The following is a 14,658-nucleotide window of genomic DNA, read 5'->3' on the forward strand; positions in this document are numbered from 1 at the left end:
GGTCTTTGCCATGGACATGGTCTGCGCCATGTGCACAGCAAGCGTAGGCACCCACTACGGATTTGCCAATAGCGCGTTCCGGATAATCAAAATCACTGGCGCGAATAACAGCCCTGGCCCGGTCCGGGTGCCAAGACGATCTATAGTTACGCCTTTCCGTCGATGGTCCTTCGCCATGTCCTCCAGTTCTTCTTCCCGTCCCGATGCCAGCAGCCCCTTGCCGACGTGGCTGAGCTATCTGGAGTCCATCCACAGCCGTCCCATCGACATGGGGCTGGACCGGGTGCGGCAGGTCGCGGACCGGCTGGATCTCAAGCTCGACTGCATTCGCGTTGTCGTGGGCGGGACCAATGGCAAGGGGTCGACGTGCGCGACGCTGGAATCGATCCTGCTGTGCGCGGGCTACAAGGTGGGGCTGTATACATCGCCGCATCTGCTGGACTTCAATGAGCGCGCTCGGGTCAATGGCGAGATCGCGACCGACGTCCAGCTGACTGAACAGTTCGCCGCTGTCGACGCCGCGCGGGGCGACGTATCCCTGACCTATTTCGAGCTGACCACGCTGGCGATACTGCGGCTGTTCGATCAGCAGGACCTGGACGTGGTCGTCCTCGAAGTCGGCCTGGGAGGCCGTCTGGATGCGGTCAACATCGTCGATGCCGATTGCGCGATCGTGACCAGTGTCGATCTGGATCACATGGATTACCTGGGCGACACGCGCGAGCAGATCGGCTTTGAAAAAGCCCACATTTTCCGGCCCGGCAAGCCTGCCATCTGCGCCGACCCCGTGCCGCCGAAAACCCTGGTCGATCATGCCGAATCCATCGGCGCCGACCTGTGGCGCTTCGGGCGCGACTACAACTATTCGGGCGACAAGCAGCAGTGGAGCTACGGCGGCCGCGGCCAGCGCCGCAATGCCCTGGCCTACCCGGCGCTGCGCGGCGCGAACCAGTTGCTCAATGCCTCGGCCGCGCTGGCGGCGCTGGAATCCCTGCGCGACCGTCTGCCGGTGCCACAGCAGGCGGTGCGCCTGGGCCTGCTGCAGGTGCAACTGCCCGGCCGCTTCCAGATCCTGCCTGGCCAGCCGACCGTGATCCTGGACGTGGCGCACAATCCGCACGCCGCCGCCGTGCTGGCCGACAACCTGGGCAACATGGGCTTCCACCCCTACACCTATGCGGTGTTCGGCATGCTAAGCGACAAGGACATCGACGGTGTGGTGGAAAAGCTGAAGGGGCGTATCGACCACTGGCTGTGCGCCGGCCTGCCGGGCCCGCGCGGGCTGAGCGGCGAGGCGCTGGCCGAGCGTTTGCGCGCCCTGGGCGTGCCCGAGGGCAAGGACAACTCGATCACTGCTTACAACAACCCGGGCGACGCGTACGCTGCCGTCGAGGCAAGGGCAGGCGAGGGTGATAGAATCCTTGTCTTCGGATCATTTCTTACCGTGGCCGGCGTGTTGTCATATCAGCGTGAGGCCAAGGCCGCGCGCCATGCTTGACTGACAGCGGGTTGAAGTCCCAACCCCCACCACGCCGCCAGCCTCATCGCCGGACGTACAAATGGGATTGCTCGAACGCAAACAGAAGGCCGGAACGACCTCGGCCAGGCCCACTCGTGCCAGTTATGGTGCAGGTAACGACGAACCTCAAGATCCCGCGCAGGAAGCACGACGCCGCGCGCGCCGCCGCCTGGTCGGGGCGATCGCCCTCGTGCTGGCTGCCGTCATCGTGCTGCCCATGGTGCTCGATTCCGAGCCCACGCCGCTGCGCGACGATATCCCCATCCTGATTCCCGACAAGAACGGCCAGGTCGAAGCGCCCAAGCCGCCGGTCGCGGCCGTCACACCCGCGCCCGCGCCGTCCACCGACGCGCCGCCGGCCACGCCCGCGCCGTCGACCCCGGTGGCGCCCACGCCCGATCCCCGTCCGGCCGAGGTCGCCAGGCCGGAACCCGCCCGCCCGGAGCCGGCCCGGCCCGAGCCGCGTCCGGAGCCCTCGCGGCCCGAACGCACGGAACGCGCCGAAGCGCCCAAGCCTGAACCCAAGCCCGAACCCAAGCCGTCCGCCAACGCCGCCCGCGCCGAAGCCGAACGGGCACGCGCGCTGCTCGAAGGCCAGACCGTCGCGCGCGCCACCCCGCCCGCGGCCGCCGAATCGAAAGCGGACAGCAAGGCCGACAGCAAGAACAGTTTCGCGGTCCAGATCGCGGCGTTTTCGACCGAAGAACGCGCGCAGGACATGCGTGACCGGCTCAGCGCCGCCGGCATCAAAGCCTTTACCGAACGGGTCAAGACGGGCAAGGGCGACGTATTCCGCGTCCGCATCGGCCCGTTCTCGTCGCGCGAAGCCGCCGATGTCGCCCGCAATCGCGTCAATTCCGCAGGTTTCAGCAGTTCCATCGTGCCGCTGTGACCAATTTTGACTACGCGGTCATCGCGATACTGGCCGCGTCGGTCCTGATAGGCTTGTTCCGCGGGCTGATCAAGGAACTGCTGTCGCTGATCGCTTACGTTGCGGCCTTCACCGCCGCAACACGGTACGGCCCTCTTGTGTATGAGTGGCTGACCCCGCATATAGACACGCCCGCATTGCGCCTGGGCGTGTCCTACGTGGGCGTATTCATTGCGGTGCTGCTGGCGGTGGGCATCGTGAACATGGCGCTCGGCATGCTCATCAAGGCAACCGGGCTGTCACCCGCCGATCGCGGCCTGGGCGGAATTTTTGGCCTGGCACGTGGTCTGCTCATCGTGCTGGTGCTGGTCATTGCTGCAGGGTTCACTCCTTTACCCAAGGAGCCCTGGTGGACCGAGGCGACATTCTCGCCTCTCGCCGAAGAAGGCGCACGGGCGGTCAAGCCGTGGGTACCGGAACAGTTTGCGGATTGGATCCGTTATTGAAGTTGTGCTCTTGAAACGAGGCTCTCATGTGTGGAATCGTCGGTGTCGTCTCCAACGCGCCGGTTAATCAGTTGCTCTACGACAGTCTGTTGCTCCTGCAGCACCGTGGGCAGGACGCGGCCGGTATCGCCACGTCGCAGGGCAATATGTTCAATATGTACAAGGCCCATGGGCTGGTGCGTGACGTTTTCCGCACCCGCAACATGCGTTCGCTGCCTGGCAGCGTGGGCATTGGCCAGGTGCGCTATCCCACCGCGGGGTCCAGCTCCAGCGCCGAGGAAGCCCAACCCTTCTACGTGAACGCCCCGTTCGGCATCACGTTCGCCACCAACGGCAACCTGACCAACTGGGAAAGCCTGCGCGAAGAGCTCTTCCGTATCGACCGCCGCCACATCAACACGAACTCCGATTCCGAAGTGCTGCTGAATGTGCTCGCGCACGAACTACAGCAATCGTCGAATGGCGTCTCGCTCGATGAAGACGCGATCTTCCGCGCCGTGTCCGCCGTTCACCGGCGCGCCAAGGGCGCGTATGCGGTGGTCGCCCAGATTTCGGGCTACGGCCTGCTCGCCTTCCGCGACCCGTTCGGGATTCGCCCGCTCTGTATCGGCAAGCTCGAGACCGACACCGGCACCGAATGGATGGTGGCGTCCGAATCCGTCACGCTCGAAGGCATGGGCTTCCAGCTGGTGCGCGACGTCGAACCCGGCGAAGCCATCTTCATCGATATCAACGGCCGTTTCTCGGCCCGCCAGTGCGCGATCAACCCCCAGCTGAACCCCTGCATTTTCGAGTACGTGTACTTCGCGCGCCCGGACTCGCTGATGGACGGCGTGTCGGTGTATGGTTCGCGCCTGCGCATGGGCGAGTACCTGGCCGACAAGGTCGCGACCAACCTGCGCCTGGGCGATATCGACGTGGTCATGCCGATCCCGGATTCAGCCCGCCCGGCCGCCATGCAGCTGGCCGCCCGCCTGAACCTGGATTACCGCGAAGGGTTCATCAAGAACCGTTACGTGGGCCGGACCTTCATCATGCCGGGCCAGGCGGTCCGCAAGAAGTCGGTGCGCCAGAAGCTCAACGCCATGGGCGTCGAGTTCAAGGGCAAGAACGTGCTGATCGTCGATGATTCCATCGTGCGCGGCACCACCAGCGGCGAAATCGTCGACATGGCCCGCGCGGCCGGCGCCAACAAGGTGTTCTTCGCCTCGGCAGCGCCTCCAGTGCGGTTCCCCAACGTGTACGGCATCGACATGCCGACTCGCCGCGAACTGATCGCCTACGGCCGGACCGACGAGGAAATCGCCAAGGTCATTGGCGCCGACGCGCTGGTCTACCAGGACATCGGGGCCATGCAGCAGGCCGTGCGCGACATGAATCCGCGCCTGGAACGTTTCGATGTCTCGTGCTTCGACGGCAATTACGTCACGGGCGACGTCACCACCGAGTATCTGGACCATGTCGAGCGCTCGCGCGGTGCCCGCACCGACAAGGAGGCTGAAGGCGGCCTGCGTATCAACATGGGCCACGCAGCCACGGAAGAAGCCTGATCCGGCGGTGGGAGGCCGAGCCTCCCGCCGTTAATAAGCGCTTTTCTCATAAAGAACCGGGCGCTTAGATCAAAATCCGCATATATAAATGACAAATCGATGGTTCCGTTGATCGTCTGGCATTTGTAAGCTTCGACGATTACGCCGGGCGGGTGGCTTGCTTCCCGCCCCGACGCCATCCACAGAGGCAAGCTGCATGTATCAGTACGATCCCATCGACCAGCAATTGGTTGAGCAACGCGCCGCGCAGTTTCGCGGCCAGACGCGCCGCTTTCTGGCGGGCGAGCTGACCGAAGACGAATTCCGTGTGCTGCGCTTGCAGAACGGCCTGTATATCCAGCGCCATGCACCGATGCTGCGCGTCGCGGTCCCTTACGGCATGCTCGCATCGCGCCAGCTGCGTACGGTGGCCTACATTGCCCGCAAGTGGGATCGTGGCTACGGCCACTTCAGCACCCGTCAGAACATCCAGTTCAACTGGCCCAAGCTGGAAGACGTGCCGGACATTCTGGACGAACTGGCCAAGGTGCAGATGCACGCCATCCAGACCAGCGGCAACTGCATCCGCAACACCACCACTGACCAGTTCGCCGGCATCGCGCCCGACGAATTCGTCAACCCGCTGGTCTGGTGCGAGCTGATCCGGGAATGGTCCACCTTGCACCCCGAATTCGCGTTCCTGCCGCGCAAGTTCAAGATCGCGGTCAGCGGCTCGGTCACCGACCGCGCCGCCGTGGGCGTGCACGACATTGGCCTGCAGGCCGTCGAACAGGACGGCGAAGTCGGCTTTCGCGTCTGGATCGGCGGCGGCCTGGGCCGCACACCCATCGTCGGCCAGCTTATCCGCCCGTTCCTGCCCTGGCAGCACCTGCTGACCTACATGCAGGCCGCGCTGCGGGTCTACAACCTGCATGGCCGCCGCGACAACAAGTACAAGGCGCGCATCAAGATCCTGGTCAAGGACCTGACGCCGCAGGTGTTCGCCGAACAGGTCGAACAGGAATGGGCGTTGATCAAGGACGGCCCGGACACGCTGACCAGCGACATGGTCGACGCCATCGCCCAGCGTTTCACGACGCCGGCGTATGTGGCCGACCCGGGCGCGGACACGTCGGCGCACCATGCCGCCAACGACGTGGCGTTTGCCCGCTGGATGCGCCGCAATGTCCACCATCACAAGGTGGCGGGGTACGCCGCGGTGACGCTGTCGCTCAAGCGCACGGGCGTGCCGCCGGGCGACATCACCGCCGACCAGATGGACGCCGTCGCCGACCTGGCCGACCGTTATACCTTCGGCGAAATGCGCGTGTCGCACGAACAGAATCTGGTCTTTACCGACGTCCCGCGCAGCCAGTTGTTCACACTGTGGCGCGAACTGGATGCGCTGGGCCTGGCCACGCCGAACATCGGCATGTTGACCAACATCATCGCCTGTCCGGGCGGCGACTTCTGCGCGCTGGCCAATGCCGTGTCGATCCCGGTGGCCGAATCGATCCAGCAGCGTTTCGACGATCTGGATTACCTGTATGAAGTGGGCGAGATCGACCTGAACATCTCGGGCTGCATCAACGCCTGCGGGCATCACCACGTGGGCCACATCGGCATTCTTGGCGTCGACAAGGCAGGCGAGGAGTGGTATCAGGTCACCCTGGGCGGCCGCCAGAATGGCGCGGCCAAGCCGCTGCCGGATATTGAATCGCGCCGCGGCGCGGGCGCCGCGATCGGCAAGATCATCGGCCCGTCGTTTGCTCGTGCACAGGTGCCCGACGTGGTCGAGAATCTGGTCCAGACCTATCTTGAACTGCGCGACAGCGACGCCGAACGATTCATCGACGTCGTCGATCGCCTGGGCATCGATCCCTTCAAGACCCGCGTGTACGCCGACGAGAAGCTGGCCAAGCCCGCCAAGGAGGCCGCTCATGTCTGATCCTACGCTGATCCGTAATGGCGAACTGCAGGTGGACACGTGGCAGCGGTTCACGCCGTCCGACGACCAGGCCCTGCCCGCCGACGACGGCAACTGGCTCGTGCCACTGACGGTATGGCTGGCGTCGCATGCGCAACTGCGCACGCGCCAGCACCCGGTCGGCATCTTCCTGGAACCCGCCGATGAACCGCTGGAACTGGCCGACCACGGCGCATTCGATGCGACGGGCGTGGCCCTGATCGCCATCGACTTCCCCCAGTACACCGACGGTCGTGGCTATTCGATCGCACAGATCTTGCGCACCCGCCTGAAGTACACCGGCGAACTGCGCGCGGTCGGCGACGTGATGATTGACACCATCCACTATCAGGCCCGCTGCGGGTTCGACAGTTTCCTGCTCAAGCCGGGCCATCGTCCCGAAGAGGCCCTGGCCGCGTTCAACGCGTTCACGGTGCATTACCAGCAGACCTATCCCAAGCCGCGGCAGGTGGCTTGAATGGAAGCAGGGCGGTCAGGCCCAGTCTATCTTGTCGGCGCCGGTCCGGGCGCGGCCGACCTGCTCACCCTGCGCGCCGCGCGCCTGCTCTCGCGCGCCGACATTGTCTTCCATGATGCGCTGGTCCAGCCCGATGTGCTGGCGCTGGCGCCCCAGGCGCGGCTCGTGGCCGTCGGAAAACGCAGCGGTCGTCTCTCCACCGCCCAGCAGTTCATCAACAAGCAACTGGTCGACGCCGCCAGGCAATACGATTGCGTCGTCCGGCTCAAGGGCGGCGATCCCATGCTGTTCGGCCGCGCGCAGGAAGAGATCGATGCCTTGCACCAGGCGGGCATCGCGCTCGAAGTCGTGCCGGGCATCAGCGCCGCCTTTGGCGCGTCGGCCGAGGTCGGCCAGTCGCTGACGCGTCGTGGCCTGAGCCGCAGTGTCCTTTTCCTGACTCCGGCGGTAGGCAAGGGCGAAGTGCCGCATGCCTGGGCCGACGCCACCCACGGCGTGGACACGCTGGTGCTGTACATGGCCGGCCGCCAGGCGCGCGACATTGCCGACGGCCTGATCGCTGCCGGCATTCCGGCCAGCCGGCCCGCGATGCTGGTCGAAAACGCCAGCCTGCCGCAGCAACGCATGTGGCCCACGACGGTGGGCGGACTGCCTGATGCGGCCGCCCAGCTGGCAGAGGGTCCCGCACTCATCCTGGTCGGAGAGGTCTATGGCGAGTGCCTGCCGCAGGCGCTGGCCTTGCCCAGGCTGCGTCACGCTGCAGCCTGACCGCTAATCTTCTACACTGCCCGCATGCTGATCGAAGACTACATGCTGGGCTTCGGCAAGAGCTTCCTGTTCGCGCTTGCCACCCTCATTCCCATCCTGAACCCCACCGCCACCGCGCCCATCTTCCTGTCCCTGACGGAAGGCGCGTCCAATCACACGCGCGAAGTCCTGGCGCAGAAAATCGCGCGCAGCGTCTTCTTGCTGTTGACGGCGGCGATGCTGGTCGGGTCCTTCGTCCTCGACTTCTTCGGCATCTCGCTGGCCATTGTGCGCGTCGGCGGCGGCCTGTTGGTCGTGGCCAGCGCATGGCGTCTGCTCAACTCGTCCGACGGGGGCATGGAACGGTCCGCGCGCATGGCCGAAGGCTTCACGCCAGAAATGGCCAAACGCAAGGCCTTCTATCCGCTGACCTTTCCGATTTCATGTGGGCCGGGCTCGATCGCGGCGGCTATTACCGTGGGCGCCAGCCTGCATCCCAATATGTCGATCGCCATGGGCGCCAGCCGCATGTCGGGCGCGGTGGCCGGGCTGGTGCTGGTGGCCTTTGCCGTCTTCTTCTGCTTCCGTTTCGCGCAGCGCCTGCTGCGTCCCCTGGGCGAGACGGGAACCGTCGTGTTCCTGCGGCTGTCTGCTTTCATCCTGCTCTGCCTTGGCGTGCAAATCGTGTGGGATGGCGTCAGCGAACTCATCATCGACGTCATCCAGCGCGCGAACCTGGCCTTGCCGGCCGTACGCACCGCTTCCTGAGCCGTCTTCCTCCTTAGTGTGCGTCCCTCCATGACCTCTGCTCCGTCCGATCGCCAGCTTCTTTTCGTCACCTTTGCCAGTCTGTTGGCCGTGGGCATTGCGCTGGTGTCGCAGCACTTCTATGACATGCCGCCTTGCGCCTATTGTGTGTTCCAGCGGGTGGTCTACGTGGCGATAGCGTTCAGCGCCATCCTGGCCTTGCTGCTGCGCCGTGTGCGCCCCGCGCAAATGGCGTTTACCTTGCTGGCCGTGGTGCTGAGCCTGGTGGGCATCTGGGCCGCGTGGTATCAGCATTCGGTCGCCCAGCATCTGTTGTCGTGCGACATGACGTTCGCGGACCGCTTCATGACCAGGTCGGGCCTGGACGAAGCCTTGCCCAACGTGTTCGGCATCTTTGCCAGCTGCATGGACGCGGCGGTGGATGTCCTGGGGGTCAAGTACGAAATCTGGAGCCTGGCGCTGTTCGTGATCCTGGGCGGGGTGTCACTGATGGCGCTGATCCGTCAGTCGCGCACGCCGGCGCGGCGGTACGCTTAGCGCAAACCCGCCGCCTACACCTTCCATCCAGACGGAGACCCTCGCCATGAACGACGTCGTACTGTTCGAAGAGCGCCCGACCTCCCACGGCAAGGCCATCGGCATTGCCACGCTGAACGCGCCCAAGGCGCTCAATGCCGTGTCGCACGAGATGGTCGAACTGCTGCTGCCGCGGCTTCGTCAGTGGGCTGACGATCCGGCCGTTGCCGTGGTGGTGCTGCAGGGTGCGGGCGACCGCGCCTTCTGTGCGGGCGGCGATCTGCACGGGCTGTACCGCGGCCTGACCACGGGCGATACGACGTCGGCACCGGGTCTGCCGGTACCCGCATCGATCGAGGGCTTCTTTGCCGAAGAATATCGGCTCGACTACCTGATCCATACCTATCCCAAGCCCATGCTTTGTTGGGCAAATGGCGTGGTCATGGGTGGGGGCATGGGGCTGATGGTGGGCGCCAGCCACCGGGTGGTCACCGAGCACTCTCGCCTGGCCATGCCCGAAGTGGCGATCGGCTTGTTTCCCGATGTGGGCGGGTCGTGGTTCCTGAATCGCATGCCCGACGGCGTCGGCCTGTTCCTGGGCTTGACCGCATCGCAGCTGCGGGCGGCCGACGCCCTGTTCGCGGGCTGGGCCGACCATCACGTGCCGCACGCGCGGCATGCGCACGTGCTCGACACCCTGGTTGCGCAAGAGTGGGGCGATGATCGCACCGCCAACAATGTGACGCTGACACGCATCCTGACCGAGGCCGAGACCGCGCCCGAACCCGCGATCGGACCGTTGCAGTCGCACATGCCGGTCCTGCGCGAGATCTGCGCGGGCGACACCCTGGAACAGATCGTGGGTGCGATCCACCATGCGGCAGGCGCCGATCCGTGGCTGTACTCGGCCAACGCCAACCTGAAGGCGGGGTCGCCTGGTACGGCGCGCCTGGCGTTCGAGCTGTTGCGCCGCACGCAAGGCTGGTCACTGGCCGACGTGTTGCGACTGGAACTGCAGGTGGCCTTGCATTGCTCGGCCCAGCCCGATATTCGCGAAGGCATTCGCGCGCTGTTGATCGACAAGGACAAGTCGCCGAAGTGGCATCCGGCGTCGTTGGGCGATGCCGACGCGGACTGGGTGGAGCGGTTCTTCGTGCCCATCTATGACGCCCATGCGCACCCGCTGAGAGACTTGTGAGCCCGGACGCGGGGCCGCCCGCTCCCGTTTCGTTCTGGACCGCCTTCGGCTTCTGGTTCAAGCTGGGCTGCATCAGCTTTGGCGGACCGGCGGGGCAGATCGCCATCATGCATGCCGAACTGGTCGAACGCCGGCGCTGGATCAGCGAACGGCGTTTTCTGCATGCGCTGAACTACTGCATGGTGTTGCCGGGGCCCGAAGCGCAGCAGCTTGCCACGTATATCGGTTGGCTCATGCATCGCAGCTGGGGCGGGATCATTGCTGGCGGCCTCTTCGTGCTGCCATCCTTGTTCGTGCTGATCGCATTGTCGTGGGTCTATCTGCGCTTTGGCGACGTCCCTGTCATTGCCGGCATCTTCTACGGGATCAAGCCGGCCGTGACGGCCCTGGTGGTGCATGCGGCGTTCCGGCTTGGAAGCCGCGCGTTGCGCAATCGGGCCATGGCCGCGATCGCGCTTGCATCCTTCATTGCCATCTTTGCGTTTGGCGTGCCTTTCCCGGCGATCGTGGTCGCGGCGGCCGCGATCGGTATCGCGGGCGCGCGGTGGGCGCCGGCCGGGTTCGCGCCGCCCGCCGCGTCGGGCCACGGCGCGCCGGGTCGCGCGCAAGGCAAGCTCGACGACAGCGGCGCGGCACGTCTTCCGCCCGCCGTGATCGACGACGACACGCCCACGCCCGCCCATGCCCGTGCATCCCGTGGGCAGATGCTGCGTGTACTGACGATCGGCATCGCGCTGTGGGGCCTGGCCTTCGGCGCACTGGCCGCGTGGGCCGGACCGCATGGCACCCTCACGCAGATGGCCACCTTCTTTTCCAAGGCTGCACTGATCACGTTCGGCGGCGCCTATGCCGTGCTGCCTTACGTCTACCAGGCGGCGGTCGACCAATTCCAGTGGGTGACCGCCACGCAGATGATCGACGGCCTGGCCTTGGGCGAAAGCACGCCGGGGCCGTTGATCATGGTCGTGGCCTTCGTCGGTTTCGTTGGCGGATGGACGCATGCGGTGCTCGGCCCGGATGCGGTGTTTGTGGGCGGCGCGGTGGCTGCAACCGTGGTGACGTTCTTCACTTTCCTGCCGTCCTTCATTTTCATTCTGGCAGGCGGGCCGCTGATCGAAGCCACGCACGGGCGCCTGGCCTTCACAGCCCCGCTGTCGGCCATCAGTGCCGCTGTGGTCGGCGTCATTGCGACGCTGGCGTGTTTCTTTGCCTGGCACGTGTTCTGGCCGCAAGGCCTGGGCGGCCACATCGACGCCGTCGCGGTAGTCATTGCCTTGCTGGCCGCGATCGCCTTGTTCCGCTTCAAGGTCGGCGTGGTGCCGCTGCTGGCCGCGTGTGGCGCGCTTGGCGTGATGGCGACCTGGGCATTGCCGGGCTTGCGTTAGGCGTGCTGCGTGCGCGCTTCGTTGAGCTTGACCAACGCATACAGCACACGATTGGCTGGCGTCGGCACACCCAGTTCAGCGCCCTTGCGCACCACGTGGCCGTTCAGATGATCGATCTCGCTGGCGCGGCCGCGCGCCATGTCCTGCGCGGTGGATGACAACTGCGTCGGCATGGTGACCGCAATCCGTTCAACGGCATCCCACATCGATGGGCCGACGCGCACGCCTGCAGCAGCAGCCACGGCCAGGCATTCTTCCATCACGTCGCGCATGGTGCCGCGCACTTCCACGCCGTCGATCAGTCGGCCATACGGCGTCTGCGACAGCGCCGACAGCGCGTTGTAGACGCAATTCATCAGCAGCTTTTCCCAGAGCGCGCCCAGCACGTTATCGGATATGTCGGTCTGCACGCCCGCCGCGCGCAATGCCGCCGCCACGTCCGCGCTGCGGTGCGACGGCCCGATCACCAGCTCGCCGCGGCCATGGTGCCGGACATGACCAGCACCTACCATCTCCGTCGCCACATACACGACGGTGGGAACCACCAGGTGGTTCTGCAACACGGACTGCAGGCGTTCCGCATTGTCGACGCCATTCTGCAGCGTCAGTACGACGGTGTGTGGCGCAAGGAAGGGCAGCAGTTCCCGGCCCGCCGACTCGGTCGCGGTCGACTTGACGCAAAACAGGACGAGGTCGGCACCCTGCACACCATCAGGCTCGGTCGTGGCCGCGACACGAACGGGTGCATCGACGCCGGGCGCGTCCAGCCGCAAGCCTTGCCGCTGGATCGCGTCGACATGCTGCGGCCGTCCGATCAGGGTCACGTCGTGACCCGCGCGGCCCAGCATGCCGCCGTAATAGCACCCGACGGCGCCCGCGCCCATGACTGCGATCTTCATCTGTCGACTCCAGGAAAAGAGGGCGCCAGTGTAGATCGAGTCGGAAAGGCGACGTGCGTCAGTCCGTCAATCCCCGTCCCGCCGGCTCCTTGCAATCGTCCTCGTTCACGGAAAGCCCGCGCCCCCGGACGCGCCGTAGACCTGGCCCGTGGCGTAGCTGGATTCCTGGGATGCCAGCAGCACATACACCGGCGCGATCTCTGCGGGCTGGCCCGGACGGCCCAATGGGGAGTCGGCGCCGAACTGCGTCAGCTTTTCCTGCGTCTGGCCGCCGCTGGGTTGCAGCGGCGTCCAGAACGGACCCGGCGCGACGGCGTTCACCCGGATGCCTTTCTTGGCCAGCTGCTTGGACAAGGACTTGGTGAAGGCAACGATGGACGCCTTGGTCTGCGCGTAGTCCAGCAGATTGGCAGGCGGCTCGTAGGCCACGACCGATGCCGTGTTGATAATGGACGCGCCTTCGCCCAGATGCGCGATGGCCGCCTTGGTGATCCAGAACATGGCGTACACGTTGGTGCGGAAGGTCGCGTCGAACTGCTCGGTGGTCAGCTCGGTAATCGAATCGACCGAATGCTGCTTGCCTGCGTTGTTGACCAGGATGTCGAGCCCGCCCAGTTGCTGCGCCGCCGAGTTGACGAGCTGATTGCAAAAGGCCTCGCTGCGGATGTCGCCAGGAATCGCCACCGCCTTGCGGCCTGACGCGCGGATCCATTCGACCACTTCACGCGCGTCCGACTCTTCTTCAGGCAGATAGTTGATCGCCACATCGGCGCCTTCGCGGGCATAGGCGATGGCGGCGGCACGGCCGATGCCGGAGTCGCCGCCGGTGATCAGCGCCTTGCGGCCAAGCAGACGGCCCGACCCTTGATAGGTGGTCTCGCCATGATCGGGGCGGGGATTCATGCGGCTGGCAAGGCCCGGAAAATCCTGTGGCTGTTTGGCAAACGGAGGCTTGGGGTACTGGGACACCGGATTGCGTTTGACGGACTGCATTGGCCCCTGGCCTCCACCCGCGGCGCCTGCGGCAGCGCCAGGGGTGGACGGCGTCTGTGCCGTGACGGGGCTGGCCATGGCGGCAACGAGGCCCGTTGTCAGGCCTCCGACGAAGTGGCGGCGGGAATTGGGGGTGTTGGCGTCCTGGGTCATCATGGGTCCTGGTTTCGATGCCGCGCAGATGGGAGGCTGCCGGCGCGCGAATTCGCGCAACGGCCGGATCAGGCGGCGCGGCAAGACGCCGGATCCGGATGTCAGGGGTTTCCCGACGCCATCCATCGCGCAACCCGCGTTCCCGCGATCTCGCGACGGTGCGGCCGGCCACTGCGACTCAAATGCCGCACGGTTGTGGGGTTCGCCGCGGAACGCGCGCCGCGCCGTTGCCCGTGTTACCCACGTTTGCAAAGCAGTGTGTGACTAGTCCGTGAGGACTAGGCCAGAATTCCAGCTCTTCAATAAGCTGGCCGCCTTGCTTCGGCCGACATGAACACATGATTCGCTTCAGGCGTGCAAAGCGTTGTTGCAACCCTACCGCTGTGGCATCGGCCGCGGCGGCCTGGAAGGCCCCGCATGCCATCGCCGCGCTGTCGCTGGCATGGACGATGGCTTGCGCAGCAGCCGTCGCCGCAGCGCCTGCCGCCGTTCCCGGCCCGTCGCATATCGTTGTCGACACGGGGCACACCCCGCAGCATCCCGGCGCGACCGGGGCGAGCGGGCGCGTGGAATACCTGTACAACCTGGACTTGAGCACCGCCATCGCTGATCGCCTGGTGGCGGCCGGTCAGCAAGTCACCCGTGTCGCCGCGGACGGCCGGGAGATCGCACTGCAGGATCGCGCGACCCGCAAGCCGGATGCCGACCTGTTCGTCTCCATCCATCACGACTCCATGCAACAGGCATGGATCGACGCTGGCCGCCGCCGCGAATTTGCCGGGTATTCCATCTTCGTGTCCGAAAAGAATCCCCGCTATGCGGACAGCCTGCGTTGCGCGCAATCGGTGGGGGAGGCCATGCGCAATGCGGGCCAGATGCCTTCGCTGTATCACGCGACGCCAATTCCCGGCGAAAACCGCCCGCTGATCGACGCGCGGCTCGGCATCCATCGTTTCGATGACCTGGTGGTGCTCAAGACCGCGCCCATCCCCGCCATCCTGATCGAAGCCGGTGTCATCGCGAACCCGGATGACGAGGCACGGGTCGGGCGGCCCGATACCGTCCAGTTGCTGGCCACCGCGATCGCCCAGGGCATTCAGGCATGCCGGGCGCCGGGGTGACCCCCCAAC

General features: G+C 65.6%; 14 protein-coding genes. 12 read left to right on the top strand and 2 right to left on the bottom strand.

Features of this window, described 5'->3' with window-relative positions; all coding sequences use genetic code 11:
• Positions 1-175 precede the first annotated feature (175 nt).
• From folC to chrA, 11 genes are all read left to right on the top strand, one after another.
• Positions 176-1,498, top strand: a complete 1,323-nt coding sequence (gene folC, locus ACNANG_RS23585; RefSeq protein ID WP_420225053.1) for a bifunctional tetrahydrofolate synthase/dihydrofolate synthase — start codon at positions 176-178, stop codon at positions 1,496-1,498.
• Between the two features lie 61 nt (positions 1,499-1,559).
• Entirely contained in the window at positions 1,560-2,411 is an 852-nt protein-coding gene (locus ACNANG_RS23590; RefSeq protein WP_420225054.1) for an SPOR domain-containing protein, read from the top strand.
• Positions 2,408-2,896, top strand: coding sequence for a CvpA family protein (locus tag ACNANG_RS23595; protein ID WP_420225055.1), 489 nt, complete (start codon positions 2,408-2,410; stop codon positions 2,894-2,896). The genes ACNANG_RS23590 and ACNANG_RS23595 overlap by 4 nt, the downstream gene beginning before the upstream one ends.
• Positions 2,897-2,922: 26 nt before the next feature.
• On the top strand, positions 2,923-4,446 hold the full coding sequence (gene purF / locus ACNANG_RS23600; protein WP_420225056.1) for an amidophosphoribosyltransferase: 1,524 nt from the start codon (positions 2,923-2,925) through the stop codon (positions 4,444-4,446).
• 196 nt (positions 4,447-4,642) lie between these two features.
• Positions 4,643-6,373, top strand: coding sequence for a nitrite/sulfite reductase (locus ACNANG_RS23605; protein WP_420225057.1), 1,731 nt, complete (start codon positions 4,643-4,645; stop codon positions 6,371-6,373).
• Positions 6,366-6,869 carry a DUF934 domain-containing protein gene (locus ACNANG_RS23610; protein ID WP_420225058.1) on the top strand — a complete coding sequence of 168 codons (504 nt, stop codon included), beginning with the start codon at positions 6,366-6,368 and terminating at the stop codon, positions 6,867-6,869. Before ACNANG_RS23605 ends, ACNANG_RS23610 begins: the two co-directional genes overlap by 8 nt.
• A complete protein-coding gene (gene cobA, locus ACNANG_RS23615) occupies positions 6,870-7,637 on the top strand; it encodes a uroporphyrinogen-III C-methyltransferase (RefSeq protein ID WP_420225059.1) in 768 nt (255 codons plus the stop codon). It begins immediately after the preceding gene.
• 24 nt (positions 7,638-7,661) lie between these two features.
• Positions 7,662-8,384: a MarC family protein gene (locus tag ACNANG_RS23620; RefSeq protein ID WP_420225060.1), complete on the top strand. Its 723-nt coding sequence runs from the start codon at positions 7,662-7,664 to the stop codon at positions 8,382-8,384.
• Positions 8,385-8,414: 30 nt separating this feature from the next.
• A complete protein-coding gene (locus ACNANG_RS23625; protein WP_420225061.1) occupies positions 8,415-8,921 on the top strand; it encodes a disulfide bond formation protein B in 507 nt (168 codons plus the stop codon).
• A 46-nt stretch (positions 8,922-8,967) separates the two neighbouring features.
• Positions 8,968-10,098: an enoyl-CoA hydratase/isomerase family protein gene (locus tag ACNANG_RS23630; protein WP_420225062.1), complete on the top strand. Its 1,131-nt coding sequence runs from the start codon at positions 8,968-8,970 to the stop codon at positions 10,096-10,098.
• Positions 10,095-11,483, top strand: coding sequence for a chromate efflux transporter (gene chrA / locus ACNANG_RS23635; RefSeq protein WP_420225063.1), 1,389 nt, complete (start codon positions 10,095-10,097; stop codon positions 11,481-11,483). The genes ACNANG_RS23630 and chrA overlap by 4 nt, the downstream gene beginning before the upstream one ends.
• Here chrA and ACNANG_RS23640 read toward each other — a convergent pair.
• Together ACNANG_RS23640 and ACNANG_RS23645 are read right to left on the bottom strand one after the other, a co-directional pair.
• Positions 11,480-12,382: a ketopantoate reductase family protein gene (locus tag ACNANG_RS23640; protein ID WP_420225064.1), complete on the bottom strand. Its 903-nt coding sequence runs from the start codon at positions 12,380-12,382 to the stop codon at positions 11,480-11,482. The genes chrA and ACNANG_RS23640 overlap by 4 nt on opposite strands.
• A gap of 105 nt (positions 12,383-12,487) precedes the next feature.
• Positions 12,488-13,531, bottom strand: coding sequence for an SDR family oxidoreductase (locus tag ACNANG_RS23645; RefSeq protein ID WP_420225065.1), 1,044 nt, complete (start codon positions 13,529-13,531; stop codon positions 12,488-12,490).
• A 335-nt stretch (positions 13,532-13,866) separates the two neighbouring features.
• Between ACNANG_RS23645 and ACNANG_RS23650 the strand changes: the two genes are divergently transcribed.
• The gene (locus ACNANG_RS23650) at positions 13,867-14,649 is read left to right on the top strand and encodes an N-acetylmuramoyl-L-alanine amidase (RefSeq protein ID WP_420225066.1); all 783 of its coding nucleotides are present in this window, start codon (positions 13,867-13,869) and stop codon (positions 14,647-14,649) included.
• Positions 14,650-14,658: the final 9 nt, after the last annotated feature.

The organism is Pigmentiphaga litoralis (assembly GCF_048632615.1).
GTDB classification, from domain to species: Bacteria; Pseudomonadota; Gammaproteobacteria; order Burkholderiales; family Burkholderiaceae_B; genus Pigmentiphaga; species Pigmentiphaga litoralis_B.

What these genes read in the sequence shown, in the direction of transcription:
- folC (WP_420225053.1), top strand. Translation starts at nt 176, where the DNA reads ATGTCCTCCAGTTCTTCTTCCCGTCCCGATGCCAGCAGCCCCTTGCCG.
- ACNANG_RS23590 (WP_420225054.1), top strand. Translation starts at nt 1,560, where the DNA reads ATGGGATTGCTCGAACGCAAACAGAAGGCCGGAACGACCTCGGCCAGG.
- purF (WP_420225056.1), top strand. Translation starts at nt 2,923, where the DNA reads ATGTGTGGAATCGTCGGTGTCGTCTCCAACGCGCCGGTTAATCAGTTG.
- ACNANG_RS23605 (WP_420225057.1), top strand. Translation starts at nt 4,643, where the DNA reads ATGTATCAGTACGATCCCATCGACCAGCAATTGGTTGAGCAACGCGCC.
- ACNANG_RS23610 (WP_420225058.1), top strand. Translation starts at nt 6,366, where the DNA reads ATGTCTGATCCTACGCTGATCCGTAATGGCGAACTGCAGGTGGACACG.
- cobA (WP_420225059.1), top strand. Translation starts at nt 6,870, where the DNA reads ATGGAAGCAGGGCGGTCAGGCCCAGTCTATCTTGTCGGCGCCGGTCCG.
- ACNANG_RS23620 (WP_420225060.1), top strand. Translation starts at nt 7,662, where the DNA reads ATGCTGATCGAAGACTACATGCTGGGCTTCGGCAAGAGCTTCCTGTTC.
- ACNANG_RS23625 (WP_420225061.1), top strand. Translation starts at nt 8,415, where the DNA reads ATGACCTCTGCTCCGTCCGATCGCCAGCTTCTTTTCGTCACCTTTGCC.
- ACNANG_RS23630 (WP_420225062.1), top strand. Translation starts at nt 8,968, where the DNA reads ATGAACGACGTCGTACTGTTCGAAGAGCGCCCGACCTCCCACGGCAAG.
- ACNANG_RS23640 (WP_420225064.1), bottom strand. Translation starts at nt 12,382, where the DNA reads ATGAAGATCGCAGTCATGGGCGCGGGCGCCGTCGGGTGCTATTACGGC.
- ACNANG_RS23645 (WP_420225065.1), bottom strand. Translation starts at nt 13,531, where the DNA reads ATGATGACCCAGGACGCCAACACCCCCAATTCCCGCCGCCACTTCGTC.
- ACNANG_RS23650 (WP_420225066.1), top strand. Translation starts at nt 13,867, where the DNA reads ATGATTCGCTTCAGGCGTGCAAAGCGTTGTTGCAACCCTACCGCTGTG.